At 62.9% G+C, this 14,478-nt stretch carries 16 protein-coding genes; 6 read left to right on the plus strand and 10 right to left on the minus strand.

Going from position 1 to position 14,478, the window contains the following annotated elements; all coding sequences use genetic code 11:
- The coding region (locus ABYO54_RS05220; protein WP_372807186.1) for a cation diffusion facilitator family transporter at window positions 1-456 on the minus strand (456 nt) is incomplete at its 3' end.
- Between the two features lie 2 nt (window positions 457-458).
- Entirely contained in the window at window positions 459-1,199 is a 741-nt protein-coding gene (locus ABYO54_RS05225; RefSeq protein WP_372807187.1) for a metallophosphoesterase, read from the minus strand.
- An 87-nt stretch (window positions 1,200-1,286) separates the two neighbouring features.
- On the opposite strand from ABYO54_RS05225, the gene ABYO54_RS05230 reads away from it, so the two are divergent.
- On the plus strand, window positions 1,287-1,997 hold the full coding sequence (locus ABYO54_RS05230) for a hypothetical protein (RefSeq protein ID WP_372807188.1): 711 nt from the start codon (window positions 1,287-1,289) through the stop codon (window positions 1,995-1,997).
- Between the two features lie 12 nt (window positions 1,998-2,009).
- Here the strand turns inward: ABYO54_RS05230 and ABYO54_RS05235 are convergent, their stop codons facing one another.
- The 6 genes from ABYO54_RS05235 to ABYO54_RS05260 form a co-directional block, all read right to left on the minus strand.
- A complete protein-coding gene (locus ABYO54_RS05235; protein ID WP_372807189.1) occupies window positions 2,010-2,813 on the minus strand; it encodes a glycosyltransferase family 2 protein in 804 nt (267 codons plus the stop codon).
- A gap of 7 nt (window positions 2,814-2,820) precedes the next feature.
- A complete protein-coding gene (locus ABYO54_RS05240) occupies window positions 2,821-3,441 on the minus strand; it encodes a response regulator (protein WP_372807190.1) in 621 nt (206 codons plus the stop codon).
- On the minus strand, window positions 3,438-3,833 hold the full coding sequence (locus tag ABYO54_RS05245) for a response regulator (RefSeq protein WP_372807191.1): 396 nt from the start codon (window positions 3,831-3,833) through the stop codon (window positions 3,438-3,440). Before ABYO54_RS05245 ends, ABYO54_RS05240 begins: the two co-directional genes overlap by 4 nt.
- A gap of 171 nt (window positions 3,834-4,004) precedes the next feature.
- A complete protein-coding gene (locus ABYO54_RS05250; protein WP_372807192.1) occupies window positions 4,005-4,895 on the minus strand; it encodes an RluA family pseudouridine synthase in 891 nt (296 codons plus the stop codon).
- The gene (locus tag ABYO54_RS05255) at window positions 4,892-6,508 is read right to left on the minus strand and encodes an aspartate:alanine exchanger family transporter (protein WP_372807193.1); all 1,617 of its coding nucleotides are present in this window, start codon (window positions 6,506-6,508) and stop codon (window positions 4,892-4,894) included. Before ABYO54_RS05255 ends, ABYO54_RS05250 begins: the two co-directional genes overlap by 4 nt.
- Before the next feature lie 64 nt (window positions 6,509-6,572).
- Complete coding sequence (locus ABYO54_RS05260; protein ID WP_372807194.1) at window positions 6,573-6,944, minus strand: hypothetical protein; 372 nt, start codon at window positions 6,942-6,944, stop codon at window positions 6,573-6,575.
- 137 nt (window positions 6,945-7,081) lie between these two features.
- Between ABYO54_RS05260 and ABYO54_RS05265 the strand changes: the two genes are divergently transcribed.
- The 3 genes from ABYO54_RS05265 to ABYO54_RS05275 all read left to right on the plus strand — a co-directional run bounded on the left by ABYO54_RS05265 (window position 7,082) and on the right by ABYO54_RS05275 (window position 9,103).
- Window positions 7,082-8,059, plus strand: coding sequence for a hypothetical protein (locus tag ABYO54_RS05265; protein ID WP_372807195.1), 978 nt, complete (start codon window positions 7,082-7,084; stop codon window positions 8,057-8,059).
- Window positions 8,060-8,126: 67 nt separating this feature from the next.
- On the plus strand, window positions 8,127-8,621 hold the full coding sequence (locus ABYO54_RS05270) for an AEC family transporter (protein WP_372807196.1): 495 nt from the start codon (window positions 8,127-8,129) through the stop codon (window positions 8,619-8,621).
- Window positions 8,615-9,103, plus strand: coding sequence for an AEC family transporter (locus ABYO54_RS05275; protein WP_372807197.1), 489 nt, complete (start codon window positions 8,615-8,617; stop codon window positions 9,101-9,103). Before ABYO54_RS05270 ends, ABYO54_RS05275 begins: the two co-directional genes overlap by 7 nt.
- Here the strand turns inward: ABYO54_RS05275 and ABYO54_RS05280 are convergent.
- Together ABYO54_RS05280 and ABYO54_RS05285 are read right to left on the minus strand one after the other, a co-directional pair.
- Window positions 9,090-9,554 carry a PAS domain-containing protein gene (locus ABYO54_RS05280; RefSeq protein WP_372807198.1) on the minus strand — a complete coding sequence of 155 codons (465 nt, stop codon included), beginning with the start codon at window positions 9,552-9,554 and terminating at the stop codon, window positions 9,090-9,092. The two genes, ABYO54_RS05275 and ABYO54_RS05280, sit on opposite strands and share 14 nt — an antisense overlap.
- Before the next feature lie 146 nt (window positions 9,555-9,700).
- Window positions 9,701-10,528 carry an AraC family transcriptional regulator gene (locus ABYO54_RS05285; RefSeq protein ID WP_372807199.1) on the minus strand — a complete coding sequence of 276 codons (828 nt, stop codon included), beginning with the start codon at window positions 10,526-10,528 and terminating at the stop codon, window positions 9,701-9,703.
- A gap of 222 nt (window positions 10,529-10,750) precedes the next feature.
- Here ABYO54_RS05285 and ABYO54_RS05290 point away from each other — a divergent pair, with 222 nt between their 5' ends.
- On the plus strand, window positions 10,751-13,417 hold the full coding sequence (locus ABYO54_RS05290) for a sulfatase-like hydrolase/transferase (RefSeq protein ID WP_372807200.1): 2,667 nt from the start codon (window positions 10,751-10,753) through the stop codon (window positions 13,415-13,417).
- Between the two features lie 26 nt (window positions 13,418-13,443).
- On the plus strand, window positions 13,444-14,478 hold a 1,035-nt coding region (locus ABYO54_RS05295; RefSeq protein ID WP_372807201.1), incomplete at its 3' end, for a xylulokinase.

Below are 14,478 nucleotides of genomic sequence, written 5' to 3' on the forward strand. Positions count from 1 at the left end.
CCCGTGGTGGTGGGGCTCGCCTTTGAGCAGGTAGGCCGATGCCAAATTCACCAGCAAGCCGACCCCCGCAACGAGAATCGCTTCGTTGAAGCGGATCTGCTGCGGCGCAACGATCCGGTGGATCGACTCGGCCGCCATGATCAGCGCAACCACGCCGAGCGCCACCGCGCTGGCGAAGCCGCCGAGGGCGCCGACCTTTCCCGTTCCGAAACTGAAGCGCGGATTCGCCGCATGTTTGCGGGCATAGCGGTAGGCGAAGATCGTGATGCCGAACGCGGCGGCGTGCGTGCCCATGTGCCAGCCATCCGCCGTCAGCGCCATCGAATTGAAGATCATTCCCGAAACAATCTCCACCGCCATCGTGACCAGCGTCAGCCCCAGCACCATCGCAACGCGGTGCTCGCCGCGTTCATGGGCGTGCAGAAAATCGTGTTCGTTGAGCGGGCACGCTTTCATGCTCAATCGGTTCCTGCCGGCCGGAAGTCGCGTAGCAGGCGGATCCCCTTGGCGCCGAGCTCCAGCACGGCGGGACCCGCGTCGTCGACATGGGCGCTCAGGGTGTAGCACGGCACGCCGTCCACCTGCAGCAGGTCGTCGGTGTGGTTATGCCCCTGAACGACCGCTTTCACCTTGCCCGCGAGCGAAAACAATTCGCGCACCTCGGCAAGGTTGCGCACGGCGTGGGTGCACGCCTTGTCGATCCGCTGGTGGCTCACCACCACCACGGGCAACAGCGAGGCCGCCAGCCTCCCGCGCAACCAATCGAGCTGCTCCGCCGGCACCGCGGCGGATGGCCACTCGAAGTTGCCGTGGTCGTATGCCACGCCATCCGGCCGGAAATTGGCATCGAGGCAGATGAAGCCATAGCCGCCGAGTTCGAAATGGAACCGCGATGGGGCCCCCGCGTGGCCCAGCGCGAGATAGAACTGCGCTTTGGAAAGGTGGTCCAGATCGTGGTTGCCCGGCATGTACCAGACGGGGCCGTTGAACCCGTCGCACAGCGCCGAAACCTCGCGCAGCAGCCGCTTCGCGTGCGATTCGCTGTTGCCGTTCGCCAAGTCGCCCATCAGCAGCAATCCCGCCACATCGCCCGCATTGAGGGCGGCAATGGCTTCGTAAAGCCGGTTCATGGCCTGGGCGCCGCCGTCGTAGTGCAGGTCGGTCAGCAGTCCAAGCCGGGTTGTCTTGTTCGCGGGCATGTGGGTACTTAAGTCGATTTGCCGACGAAGCGCAAAGCCAATATTGCGTTCGACTTTCCCCGGCCGAAAGTGCAAGTTGCGCAAATCATGGGCGATGCATTATCCATCTTGGCGGGAACCGCGGCGCTGATCGGCTTGGGCCATACGCTGGCGGGCCCCGATCACTACCTGCCTTTCATCGTCATGGGCAAGGCGCGCCAATGGACGACGGCCAAGACCCTGTGGATCACGTTTCTGTGCGGGATCGGCCATGTGGCCGGCTCGGTTGCGCTCGGTCTCGCCGGCGCGTCGCTGGGGGTGGCCCTCGGCAAGCTGGAGCTCTTCGAGGCGTGGCGCGGCAATCTCGCCGCGCAATTGCTGGTTGTTTTCGGGTTCACCTATTGCGTCTGGGGCATCCACCGCGCCATCAAGAACAAACCGCACACCCACGCCCACGTCCACGAGGGCGACACCGTCCACGAACACAAGCACGCCCATCTCCATGAATACGCCCACCCGCACGAAGCGAAGCCGCGCACCATCACGCCCTGGGTCCTCTTCACCATTTTCGTTCTCGGCCCGTGCGAACCGCTGATTCCGCTCATCATGTATCCGGCCGCGGAGCACAGCGGTCGCGGGATGCTGCTGGTGGCGGGCATCTTTGCCGTGGCAACCGTCGGAACCATGTTGACCGTGGTATGGGTTGCATCGTGGGGCATCCGCTTCGTCAAAGTGGCGCCGCTCGAGCGCTTCAGCCACGCCCTTGCCGGCGCCGCCGTCGGCCTCTCGGGGCTGGCCATCCTGTTTCTCGGCCTCTAGCCGCCCGGCGGCTTAGGCCCGGCCGGAAAAGACGCCGCGATGGATGGCGATGCGGTAGGCGAGGTTGTACGGGATGGTGTGGAGCTTGAAGCGGACGATCGCGTGTAGCAGGTCGCGGATGATTTCGCGCAGGCATTTCCCGGTTTGCGCGAGCGGACCGGTCGCGATGCGCAGGGCCCGGGCCTGGCGAAACCGTTTTTGGCGCAGCTCCGCGAGCGTATAGTTGTGCGAGTGTTCAACAACGGACTCCGGAACCGGGCGGATGCGCGCCCCGGTTTCCAGGCATGCCTTGGCCCAGCGCACGTCCTCCGCATAGCCCTCTTCGGGAAAGCGCGTCTGCTCCCACAGCTTGCGCCGGAAGGCGCAGGCGACGGCGGAGAAAAAGCCGGGCTCGATCTTGGCGGGGTCGTAGGCGCGTTCGTAGTCGTAGGCCACGATGAACGTTGCGTCGGGCCGGGCGATCTGCTTGCTGAAGACCGCGTCGGCCAGGTTTTCCCGCAGCGGCCGGAGGAGGTTTTCCAACCAGTCGGTGGATTGCGGAACCGCGTCGGCATTCAAAAACACGATGGTTTCGTGGCGGGTTGCGGCAATGGCTTCGTTGAGCACTTTGCCGGGCACATAGGCTTCCGGCGAAATGCGGACCAGGTTCGCCCCGTATTCCTCGAGCGCTTCGAGCGTGCCGTCGGTCGAGCCGGAATCGACGGCGAAAAGATCGAAGTCGCCGCCGCAGGTCTGCCGCGCCAGCATGTCGAGTGCGCGCCGGACATGCGGCATCTCGTTTTTCGCGCGCATGATGATGGCAACGGATTCGGGCATGGCGGGCTTAGTCCAGCAGGCTCGGATCTTCGGCGACCAAGTCGGGCGAGCCATACTGCGGCCCGCGGCCCAGTTCGGCATGCAGGTTGTTGATCTGGCGCTTGAGTTCGATGATGCGGCGTTCGCGGCCCAGGGCCATCCGGTTGATGCGGGTGAGTTCCTCGACCTTGCCGTTGAGGTCCGAAGTGCGCTCTTCGACCAGTTTTTCCAGGTCTTGCTGGTATTGGCGGTTTTCGGCGATCAGGCGCGCCCGTTCCAAGGCGGTCTTGATGGCGTGGTCGAGCATGTTGAGGTCGGTCACGGGTTTGAGAAGGTAGTCCCAGGCACCGAGGTGGAGCGCCTCGATCGTGTCGCCGATATGCCCGGTTCCCGAAACGATGATCAGCGGGGTGTCCGGCGACTGGGCCACCAGCTTTTCGAGCACCTGGTGCCCGTTCATTACGGGCATTCGCAGGTCGATCAGCACCACGTCGGGTTGGCACCGCTCGAAGAGTTCGATGCCGTCCTGCCCGTTGGATGCTTCGAAAACGGTATAGAGCTGGTCCTCAAGAAAATTGCGGAAGCTCTCGCGGACGGGCGTCTCGTCCTCGATCACCAGTACTTTTCTGGGTTGTGGGTCGGGGCTCATTTTGCCGGTTTGCCGGCCGCGAGTTCCTTGATGCATTTAACCAGCAGGGTCAGGACGCGAACCGGTTTCAGAAACACATGCTCCGGGCGCATGCCGAGCGCCTTGAGACTATCGGATAGATTGTACGAGATCGACCCCGTGTAGATGATGTGCCGCTGATCGGGGTAGCGCTCCTTGGCTTGGAGAATCAGGTCTTCTCCGCTCATACCCGGCAAACGCATGTCGACGATGCACACGTCGTAGACGTTGCTTTTCATCAAATCCAGCGCCTCTTCGGCGCTTTCCGCCGTAGACGCGCGAAAGCCATAATCCTCCAGAAAGGCGGACAGGCTGGAGCAGATCGCCGGTTCGTCGTCGATCACCAAAACGCGTATTGAAGAGTAGTCAGCCATTCATATTCCTTAAAGTTAAGCCGGAATTGTATAGCCTCCGCTAGTTGAAACCCAAGTCCATAGTGAGGCATTATTTCTCCGGCCGTCCGTAGCGCCGGATTCCGATCCGGTGTCTTCCGCCACCGGCCGTAAGTAGGAGGGCTGGCAGATAATATATGTTGCCGGGTTAGGTTAACCGTTGAATTTATTCCAGCGTTGCCTTTCGCGGGCCAGCAGGGAGGCGAACTTGGGCGGGACGTCGATGGAGACGGTTGTTTCCTGTTGCGTGGCCGGGTGGGGGAAGCGGAGTTCGACCGCTGCCAAAAAAAGCCCTTTGCCTTTCAGGGTGTTTCCGGGTTCGCCATATTTTGGGTCGCCGACGATCGGATGGCCGATGGACGCCATGTGGATGCGTAGCTGATGCGTGCGTCCGGTTTCTGGAAAAAGGTCCACCAAAGTGAGGTGGCCGCTGCGAAGCGAGGGGACGATTTCGATCGGCTCGTAGCGGCTTGTTGCCGCCAGGCCGTCGATCGGTTCGTCGATGCTGCCCCCCGAGCGGATGGGGCCCATCACCACGGCGCAATAGCGTTTGTGGATGCGGCGCTCTTCGAAGCCTTGTCCCAAAAGCCGCTGCGCGCCCGCCGTCTTGGCGACCAGCAGCAGGCCGCTGGTGGAATAGTCCAGCCGATGCACCGGGCGCGGCCAGCGCAACGCGTCGGGCCGCGGCGAAGGCTTCAGGCTGCCGGCCAGCGCATTTTCAACGGTCTTGAACTTGTTGCCGCTGACCTCGATGCCCGGCGGCTTGTTGATGACGGCGAGGTCGTCGTCCTCGAAGACCGTTTCGAGTGGAAGCGGAAAGATTTTCGGCGCGCGTTGCTGAAGGTCCACCAGTTCGAGGGTCTGCCCGGCTTCGACCCAATCGCCGCTGCCGGCGGGGGCCCCGTTGATGAAAATCTCGCCGCGCTTGATCGCTTTCGCAACGCCTTTGCGGGAGGGGAGCGATTCGAAAATCGTCCGGGCGTAATCGGAGAGCCGAACTCCGTTTATGCCCGCCGGAACCAGATGGGTTTCGCGGACGATCATCCCAGCAGTTTAATCAGCAGCTTGGAGCCGATGATCATGAAGATGAGGGCGACGGGGTAGGCGGAGACATAGCTGATGACCGGGGTTTGGGAGTCGGTCTTGGCGGTGAGGGCCCCGAGGGCGGGGGTGGAGGTCATGCCGCCGCAGATGCCGCCGAGGGCCTGCAACGGGGGCATCTTGAAATAGGTGGAGGCGATGGGCCAGGCGACGATCAGGGGCAGGCACGAAACGCAGACGCCGAGCGCGAAGAGCATGACGCCGTGTTCCTGCAGCGTACTCACCAGCGCGCCGCCGCCGCGCACGCCCGCATTGGCCAAAAAGAAGACGAGGCCAAGTTCCTGCAACAGCATGCGGGTTTGGCGCGGGATGAAGCCGACGATCGGCCCGATCTTGCCGAAGTGGCCGAGGACCAGCGCCACGAAAAGCGGGCCGCCCGCCAGACCGAGGGTGATCGGCGTGCCGCCCGGCAACCCGAACGGCAACATGCCGAGCAGGATCCCCAGCGTCAGCCCGACCGAGAGCGACAGCAGGCAGGTGGCATCGACCGCGCTGCTGCGGTGGCCCACCGCCACGGAAAATTTCTTGAGGTCGTCGACCCGGCCGACGCAGGTGAAGTGGTCGTGGCGTTCGATGACCGTGTTGGCGTTCGGAACGAAGGTGAGGCCGAGGCGGGTGATGCGGGTGATGACCACGCCATAGTTGCGCAACGGGGCGAGGTCGCCCAGCTTTTGGCCGATGAACGCGGAGGAAGTGACCACCAGGCTTTGGCGCTCGTTTTCGACATCGCGCGGCAGCTTGCGGTCGGAGCGGTGGCCGATGAAGTCGATCGCGATCTGCATTTCGCAGCGGCGGCCGACGACCAGCAGGATTTGGCCTTCCTCGAAGACATCGTCGTAGCGCAGCGGCACGAGGCACCCGCCGGCATAGATGCGGCTGATCTGGATGGCATTGAAGTTGGTGACGCCCGATTCGGCGATGCGTTGGCCATAGAGGTTCGGGTTGGCGACCTCGACCAGCACGTTTTCAACGCGGTTGCCGCAGTCGGTGTTGGGGGCATCCGCGTCGGCGTCGAGGTCGAGCTTGAGGATGCGCGGCAGGATTTGGACGAAGAGCACGACGCCGATGACGCCGAAGGGGTAGGCGATGCCATAGCCGATGCTCACGGCATTGCCTCCGCCCAGGCCGGCCATGCCTTCGGTGGCGGCGGCCAGCGCCGGGGTACTGGTGAGCGCCCCGGCGAAAATGCCGGCCGCCAGCCCGGTCGGGAGGTCGAGCAGCGTTGCGCCCGCCCACGTCATGGCGGCGCCGAGCGCCACGATCAGCACGGCCAGCTTGGCCAGGGCGGTGCCCTCGCGCACCAGCGAGGCAAAGAAGCGGTCGCCCGCGCCGATGCCGACGCAGTAGACGAACAGCACCAGTCCGAGCGTGCCGACGCCCGCCGGAATGGCGTAGCCGAGGTGGCCCGCCAACAGCGCCGTGAACAGTACGCCCGAGCTGCCGAGGTTGATGCCCTTGATCGTCACGCTACCCAATATCAACCCGCTTGCGATCAGCGCAAACAGCACGATCAGCGGTTGTTCCAGCAATAGGTTGTGCAGGGCATCCAAACTCATGTCTCATCCGGGGTTGAAGGAGCGCGGACTATACGCGCCGCGCGAATCGCGATGCAAGGCGAACTTATTCGCCCTCCGCCAGCAGCCACTTCATGGCCTCGGCGCGGGACGGGAAGAGGCGTACGTTTTGCCCCTGGGCATTCGAGAGGGTTTCGTAGAGTTCGTATCCGCTGGTTCCCGGCGCAGCCAGAACGGCCCGGCGCAGGGTGGCCGTGAGCGGCGAGAGGTCCGCTATTTTCGGAAATCGAAGGATGTCCATGGCGGTCACGTTGAGCTTGGCGTTGCGCGAATCGCTCAGGAGCCGTCGGCAGCCGGTTTTTTCCAGTACGGGCAGCAAGGCCGCGAGGTAGTCCTTTACCAGCGGCATGGTGACTTCGCCGGTGAACGTGGCGACGATGAGATCGTCGTCCGCGTCGTATTCGATATTGAATGGCATGCCGCATCCTCCGCTTGACTCGACAAGACTCTACTGCAAGCCCGGTCGATTGAAAGACTCGATTTTTCAAAGCATGGGCTTTGCGTTGAAATCGGGTCCGATCCTTGTATCATGCCGCTTTACGCAAGGGGGAAATTATGAAGTGGCTGGGTCTTGTTGTTTGTTGCGTTGCGCCGGTCGTTTGGTCGGATTCCGCATTGGTTGATTTCGATCTCGGGCTGGTGTATCCCGCCGTGCTGGGCGGGATGGAGTGCGAGCAGGTCGAGAAGTACGAAGCCCGGGAGTTGGGCTATACGCTCTACTACAAGCGCGGCGAGGACTTCGGGCTGGAGCTTTCCGTCTTCGACCTTGGGCGGCCTTCCATCGAAACCGGACACGCCGTGGACGGCATCGCCGAGCTCATGCAGATTGTCGAGCACGACCACGAGCGCCAGCAAAAGGTCGGGGCGATCTCCAACATCCGCAAGCGCGGCGCGACGGTGGTGCCGAAAGACGGGGCGGTGCAATTCGCCAACACGGTCTACGGGTTCCTGCAACCCCGGGAGGTGGACGGCGGCTCGAAAAACGTCCCGCGCATCGAATCGGTCTACGTTACGGCCGCCCACCACCGTTTTTTCAAGGTGCGGTTTACGTTCGATGTGGCCAACGGCAAGGATGCGCGCCTCATGGCGGAACAGTTCGTCGAGCAGCTGGCCGCCGCGATCAAGGGCGGGCGCACCGAAGAGGAGTTGCTGCTCGCGGCGTGCGATGTGCTGGTGCGCGATCCGGCCAGCTATGCCGGCCGCTCGGCCGCGCAACGCATCAGCGAAAAGGTTCTGACCATGGGCAACCTCAACATCTATCCGCATCTCTTTGCCTGGCCGGACGGCTTCGACAAGCCCGCCGCGGCCGACCTGCTTGTGATGGCCTACATGTCGGGCATGCTCAAGGTCGTGATTCCGCGGCAACTGGCCTCGGGCGGCGAGGCGGAAGGCTTTGCCGCCATGCTCGCGGCCTACGAATCCCTGCGCAAGCGCGACCAGATCGAGGCGCTACCCAAGCTCGACGCATGGCTCAAGGCCCCCGACAAGAAAGCCCTTTTCCAGGAACTCCTCTACCAGCCCGTTGAGGAATAGGCGCCGATAGGGGCTTGTTTGCGGCGGCGGCTTTGCGCATGGTTCGCCGATGGATTTTTCAAGGGCAATGGATGTTTTGGTGATCAGCGTTCCGGTATTCGCCGTACTGGGGCTCGGGAAATTGTTGGGAACGAAGGGGCGGATCACGGAGGAGCACGGACGGTTCATCAACTGGCTGGTCTACACCTTTTCGCTTCCGGCGCTGATTTTCAACGAGGTGGCGCGGCAGCGGTTCGATTCGTTCTTCGACCCGGCGGTGGTGGTCATGCCGCTGATCGGCCTTGCGGCGGTGGCCTTGCTGACGATGGGCATCGCCCGGTTGCGCGGCTACCGCGGCGGGTTCGCCGCGGCGTTCACCTATGGCACCTACTGGGCGAACGCCACCTACATCGGCCTGCCGCTCTGTCAAAACGCATTCGGGTCCGAGGGGCTGGCGAAGGCCGCCATCTACAACGGCTTCGTGGTGCCCTTCTTCATTCTGGGAAGCTATCTGCTCATTGGCTTGCACGGCGCGGATACGGGCAACCGCAGCCGGGCGCCGGCATCCGCAAGGCGTTGCTGAACCCGATCCTGCTTTCCGCCGCGGCGGGCGTTGCCGTTGCGCTGCTGGCCGAACAGTGCCGGGGGGCCGACGGGGCGTTGCGGCTCCCGGGGCCCGTGGTGGCGTCGGCGACATTGATCGGGTCGTTCCTGAAGCTGATCGGCAGCATGGGGCTGCCGCTGGCACTGCTTTCCATCGGAGCCTCGCTGAAGTGGGAGCAGACGCGTTCGCACCTCGGCGCGCTGGCGTGGACGGTCGGCTGCAAGCTGGTGCTGCTGCCGCTTGCCACGCTGTTGCTGATCCGGTTTTTCTGCCCAGATGCGGGCGAGGCCGCACGGGGCGTTGCGGTCATCCTTTCGGCGGCGCCGAGCGCCGTGGCGATGTATGTGATCAGTTGCCAAATGGGCGTTGAGCGCGGCTTCGTCTCGTCCATGCTCTTGCTGAGCACCGCCTTGAGCGTGGTTACGATCCCGGTCTGGATCTACGTGGTCAAGGGGCCGTAGCCAGCGCGTCGGCCTCGGTCTCCAGGGCCAGGTCGACGCAGTAGAATTCCTGCGGGCCGTTTTCCCACTGGAAAACCAGGTGTCCGGAATAGATCGTCACGAACTCGCCCGTCTCGCGCAGCAGATCGCAGGCGCCGGCTTCCGTCATCTTTCCGGTCTTGCGGGCCACTTCCACCTGGGCCCGCGCCAGAGGCCGCATTTCTTTGGGGATGATCAACTCGAAAATGTCCTGGTTGACCGCCTCCGCTTCCCGGTAGCCATACAGGCCGACCGCCGCCTCGTTCCAGAAGAAGATCTTGCCGAACGCATTGTAGCCCTGCACCGCGAGGTGCGGGTTGCGCTCCAGCATGCTCATGAATGCGTCGCGCGTATCGAAGTCTCCGGCCTTCGCCGCATCGCATACGGTGTGGATGATCGCCTTCGCATCCTGAAATGGATATTTCTTAACCATGGGTTTCTCTCTTTTTATGGATGGTCTACTGATTGTTTCCCTTTGTCTATACGTTGTAGCCCAGGGGTAGGAAGCTTGTCAAAATTCTTTATTGTCCTGTGCGAAATTACAGAGAGAGGGTCAGAGAGGGCAAATCTCTAGCGGCTTCAGGCCTTGCCTTGGCGGAAGCTGCGCGGCGACTCGCCGAGGATGCGCCGGAACTGGCGCGTAAAGTAGTTGCTGTCGTTGAATCCGACCGCCATGGCAATCTCGGTGATGCTCAGGTCGGTGTTCCGAAGCATCGCCATCGCCCGCTGGATCCGCAGGCGAACGAGGTATTCGATCGGCGTCTGCCCGGTGGCCTTGCGGAAGACCCGCATCAGGTTGCTACGCGACATATGGGCAATATCGAGCAATTCCGCCAGCTTCCAGTCGCGGGAAAAATCGTTTTCGAGCGCGCCGATCACGTGGCCGACGCGGAGCAGGGCGTGGGCCTCGGTGGCATCGGACCCGGTATATGCCCGCGACAGGAAAACCATCAGCTCGAGCAGTTTGGCGCGGAGCGCCACCTCCCGTCCCGGGATCTCCCGTTCGCACTCGCGTTCCATCTCCTCGGCCAGCCGCTCGACCTGGGCGAGCGGAACCCGTTTGAGGTGCAGCCGGCTCGCAAAGCGGTGCTGGCGGCGGTAGCTGGGTTCGAGCAGGAACATCGCGCAATAGCCCGGCATCCGCCGCAACTCGTTTTCCGGCAGCGCGATTTTCTCCGGGTCATACATGATGTTGATCAGGTCGAGATTAGTCCGCTCGAAAAAGTAGTGCCGTTGGCGCCCCTGCAGCAGAAACACGTCGCCGGCGGTTACCGGGAAGGCGGCCCCCTCGAGCATGTGCATGGCACTTCCGCGCGTCACGACCACCAGCTCGCAAAAATCGTGGCTGTGCTCGATTTCGGTTAGATCGTGCGGGTGCGAAGGCGCATGGTCCGACTCGGTTTGCACCCGCCGCACCGCCAAAGGGAAGCCCGTATGGCCGAAGTAGTGTATTCCATCTGCAATAGTCGAATTCATAGCATGGGAATATAGTGCTTTTATTTGGGAAGATATTCAAGGCTGGAGCGCGATGGAAATGGGAGCATACGGGTTTCAATGGGTAGGTGGCGATTGATGCGCAGCCGAAGCGCACGGTCATTCGGAAGAACATTCCGCCAGAGGAACAAGACAATGGTTAGAAGATTTTTCGATCGGAGCCCTGCGTTGATCGGGGGGCTCGTCTGCGGTCTTTCGCTGGCGGCGTTTGCGCAAACCCCCAACTTCATCGTCATCTTCGCCGATGACCTGGGCTACGGGGATCTCGGCTGCTATGGCGCCGAGGGCTACGAAACGCCCGCACTGGACCGCATGGCGCAGGAGGGCATGCGCTTCACCGATTTCTCGGCGTCGAGCTCGGTCTGCACCCCCTCGCGCGCCGGACTGCTCACGGGTCGCTTTGCCGAACGCTGGGGCCATGACGGAAAGGTCTATTTCCCAACCAGCCACGACGGAATGCCGCCCTCGGAAATCACGATTGCGGAAGTGCTCAAGCCGGCGGGTTACCAAACCGCGCTCGTGGGCAAGTGGCATCTGGGCCACCGGCCCGAATTCCTGCCGCCCGCCCAGGGGTTCGACCTCTACTTCGGAATCCCCTACAGCAACGACATGTGGGAAGACCCCGCAACGCCGCTCGCCAAGCAGGTGGTCTTCAACGAGGGGATGGGCCGTAGCGACTACCTCAACCATAAAGTCAACGACCGCACGTCCCACAGAAACAAGGTGCCGTTGATGTCGGGGACCGAGGTGATCGAATGGCCCGTGGACCAATCGCAGCTCACCCGCCGCTACACCGAAAAAGCGCAGGCGTTCATTGCCGAAAACAAGGAAAAACCGTTCTTCCTCTATCTGGCGCATTCGATGCCCCACACGCCGTTGCATGCTTCGGCGGCGTTTGCGGGAAAGACGGAGCGCGGGCTGTTCGGCGACGTGATCGAGGAGCTGGATTGGTCGGTCGGCCAAATCCTCCAAACGCTGCGCGAAAACGGGCTCGAAAAAAAGACGCTGGTCATCTTCACCTCCGACAACGGCCCGTGGCTGAGCAAGAAGGAAGCGGCCGGAAATGCCGGGCCTTTGCGGGACGGCAAGTTCAGCGCATACGAAGGCGGCTGCCGCGTGCCGTGCATTGCCTGGCAACCCGGCACGGTGCCGGCGGGGTCGGTCTGCGAGGTGCAAACCTCGACCCTCGACCTGCTGCCGACCTTCGCGGCGCTCGCGGACACCCCGCCGCCGCAAGACCGGACCCTCGATGGCTTGGATATCCGAACCGTGTTGACCGGAAATTTCAGCGATGCGCCCAAGCGCGACTTCTTCCTCTATCGGGGCGACGCCATCCGCTGCGACAACTGGAAATATGTGCGGAAAAAGAAGGACGCCGAGCTCTACGATCTTTCGCAGGACGTGGGGGAATCGAAGAATCTCGTTCGGCAGTATCCCGAAAAAGCGGAAAACCTCTCGAAAAAACTGGAGGAAGCGGAGGCGTCGATGCGTGCGCGGGTGCCATTGGGGGGCGCCGCCGGAAATCCCATTTTACGGGATACCGATCCGGGATTCCTCTATGCCGCCGACCCGGCCGCCGAGGTCTTCGACGGCAAGGTCTATGTCTACTGTTCGCACGACCAGCCCGATGCGAAAAATTATTCCAGCATGCAGGATTACCTCGTGCTGGAGTCGGCCGATCTCAAGACGTGGACCAACCACGGCGTGGTGCTCAAACCCCGCGAATACAGCTGGGCCAACGGCCAGATGAACGCCCCCGACGTCGCCTACAAGGACGGCTGGTACTATTTCTATTTCCCCTACGACAAGACGCACATCGGCGTCTCCAGGAGCCGCTCGCCCGTGGGGCCGTGGGAGGCGGCGGTCAGCGGCAAGATCACCACCATTTTCGACCCGACCGTGATCGTGGACGACGACGGGCAGGCCTATATCTACGGCAACGACCACAAGGTCGACCTCGGGGACAAGGGATCGCACATCATGGGGGCCAAGCTGAAGGACAACATGGTCGAGCTCGACGGCCCGTGGGTCCGGCTGAGCAAGGAACCCGTGAACGAGGCCGTCCACGTTTTCAAGCGCAACGGGATCTACTATTTCCACGCGCGGGTCGGCAAAGTCACCCAATATTGGATGGCGGATTCGCCCCTGCCGCAGTACGCAACCTTCAAAGGCGAGCTGGCCCCCGATGCGCCCTCCTCGCCCAACCACGCCTCCGTCGTCGAATTCAAGGGCCAGTGGTATTTCTTCTATCATCGCGGCGACGTGAACGGGGGCTCGGGCTGCCGCCGCTCGGCCTGCTTCGATAAAATGACCTTCCGCCAGGACGGCGCCATCGAACCGATCGTCTACACGCTGGGGGACCGCGCGGCATCGGCCGCCGAAGCCGCCCTCGCGAAGGGGAGCCGCCGGCAGGAGGCGGAAGATTTTGCCGAACAGTCCGGCACGAAGGTGCGGAACCAATCCGACGGCGGCGACAGCCGGGGGCTCGGGTTTATTGCGAACGGGGATTGGACGGGCTACGAAGCGATCGACTTCGGCAGCAACCCCGCCGCGAAGATCCCGTTCTACGTGCGGGTCTCGGCCAAGAACCAGGGGGGCACCATCGAGCTGCGTCTGGATCGCCCAACGGGGAAGCTCGTCGGTTCGATTCCCGTTGCCACCACGGGCGGTTGGGACAACTATAAAACCCTTTCGACCACGCTCGACGGGGTCAGCGGCACCCACACGCTGTATCTTTGCTACAAAGGCGGCTCCGGCAACCTGTTTAACCTAAACTGGTTTGCTTGGGTCCCCGGCAACTAAGGCTGTTTAATCGAAAAGGAGAAAAGATGTTTTTATTGGGAATCGATGTTGGAAGTTCGTCGGTCAAGGCCTCGTTGCTGGAGGTGGCCACCGGGCAATGCGCGGGCAGCGCGTTCTACCCGAAAACCGAGCAGGCGATCGAGTCGCCCGAGCCGGGTTTCGCCGAGCAGGATCCGCAGCGCTGGTACGACTGCGCCCGCGATGCCGTGCGCGCCGCGATGAAGGAAGCCGGCGCCCAGCCGGAAGAGGTCAAGGCGGTCGGCATCGCCTACCAGATGCACGGCCTCGTCTGTGTCGACAAGGACCAGAACGTCCTGCGCCCCGCCATCATTTGGTGCGATTCCCGCGCCGTGCCCTACGGCCAGGCCGCCTTCGATGCGATCGGCCCCGAAAAATGCCTGTCGCACCTGATGAATTCGCCCGGCAACTTCACCGCCTCGAAGCTGGCGTGGGTGAAGGAAAACCAGCCGGGCATTTATGAGCGGATCGACCAGATCATGCTGCCCGGCGACTGGCTGGCGATGAAGCTGACCGGCGCGGCGCGCACCACCGCCTCCGGCCTTTCGGAGGGCATGTTCTGGGATTACCAGGAGGAAATGCCCGCCGGATTCCTGCTGGACCATTTCGGGTTCCGGTCCGAGCTGCTGCCCAAGATCGTTCCCACGTTCGGCGATCAGGGCCAACTGACCGCCGCGGCCGCCGCCGAGTTCGGGTTGGCCGAAGGCACCCCGGTTTCCTACCGCGGCGGCGACCAGCCCAACAACGCGCTGTCGCTCAACGTGCTCAACCCCGGCGAAATCGCCGCCACCGCCGGCACCTCCGGCGTCGTCTACGGCGTGACCGACCAGAAAAAGTACGACCCGCAGTCGCGCGTCAACACGTTCGCCCACGTCAACCACGCCGCTTCCGAATCGCGTTTGGGCGTGCTGCTCTGCATCAATGGCGCCGGCATCCTCAACGCGTGGACCAAGCGGCTGCTGGGCGACCTCTCCTACAAGGAGATGGATCGGTTGGCCGAATCGGTCGCCATCGGATCCGACGGCGTGACCGTCCTGCCGTTC

Origin of the sequence: Pontiella sp. (genome assembly GCF_041622395.1) — a bacterium.
Lineage (GTDB): Bacteria > Verrucomicrobiota > Kiritimatiellia > Kiritimatiellales > Pontiellaceae > Pontiella.

Bases quoted from the DNA above. Each gene is read 5' to 3' on its own strand.
- ABYO54_RS05290 (WP_372807200.1), top strand. From the start codon at position 10,751: ATGGTTAGAAGATTTTTCGATCGGAGCCCTGCGTTGATCGGGGGGCTC.
- ABYO54_RS05265 (WP_372807195.1), top strand. From the start codon at position 7,082: ATGAAGTGGCTGGGTCTTGTTGTTTGTTGCGTTGCGCCGGTCGTTTGG.
- ABYO54_RS05255 (WP_372807193.1), bottom strand. From the start codon at position 6,508: ATGAGTTTGGATGCCCTGCACAACCTATTGCTGGAACAACCGCTGATC.
- ABYO54_RS05230 (WP_372807188.1), top strand. From the start codon at position 1,287: ATGGGCGATGCATTATCCATCTTGGCGGGAACCGCGGCGCTGATCGGC.
- ABYO54_RS05260 (WP_372807194.1), bottom strand. From the start codon at position 6,944: ATGCCATTCAATATCGAATACGACGCGGACGACGATCTCATCGTCGCC.
- ABYO54_RS05270 (WP_372807196.1), top strand. From the start codon at position 8,127: ATGGATGTTTTGGTGATCAGCGTTCCGGTATTCGCCGTACTGGGGCTC.
- ABYO54_RS05280 (WP_372807198.1), bottom strand. From the start codon at position 9,554: ATGGTTAAGAAATATCCATTTCAGGATGCGAAGGCGATCATCCACACC.
- ABYO54_RS05225 (WP_372807187.1), bottom strand. From the start codon at position 1,199: ATGCCCGCGAACAAGACAACCCGGCTTGGACTGCTGACCGACCTGCAC.
- ABYO54_RS05235 (WP_372807189.1), bottom strand. From the start codon at position 2,813: ATGCCCGAATCCGTTGCCATCATCATGCGCGCGAAAAACGAGATGCCG.
- ABYO54_RS05245 (WP_372807191.1), bottom strand. From the start codon at position 3,833: ATGGCTGACTACTCTTCAATACGCGTTTTGGTGATCGACGACGAACCG.
- ABYO54_RS05240 (WP_372807190.1), bottom strand. From the start codon at position 3,441: ATGAGCCCCGACCCACAACCCAGAAAAGTACTGGTGATCGAGGACGAG.
- ABYO54_RS05250 (WP_372807192.1), bottom strand. From the start codon at position 4,895: ATGATCGTCCGCGAAACCCATCTGGTTCCGGCGGGCATAAACGGAGTT.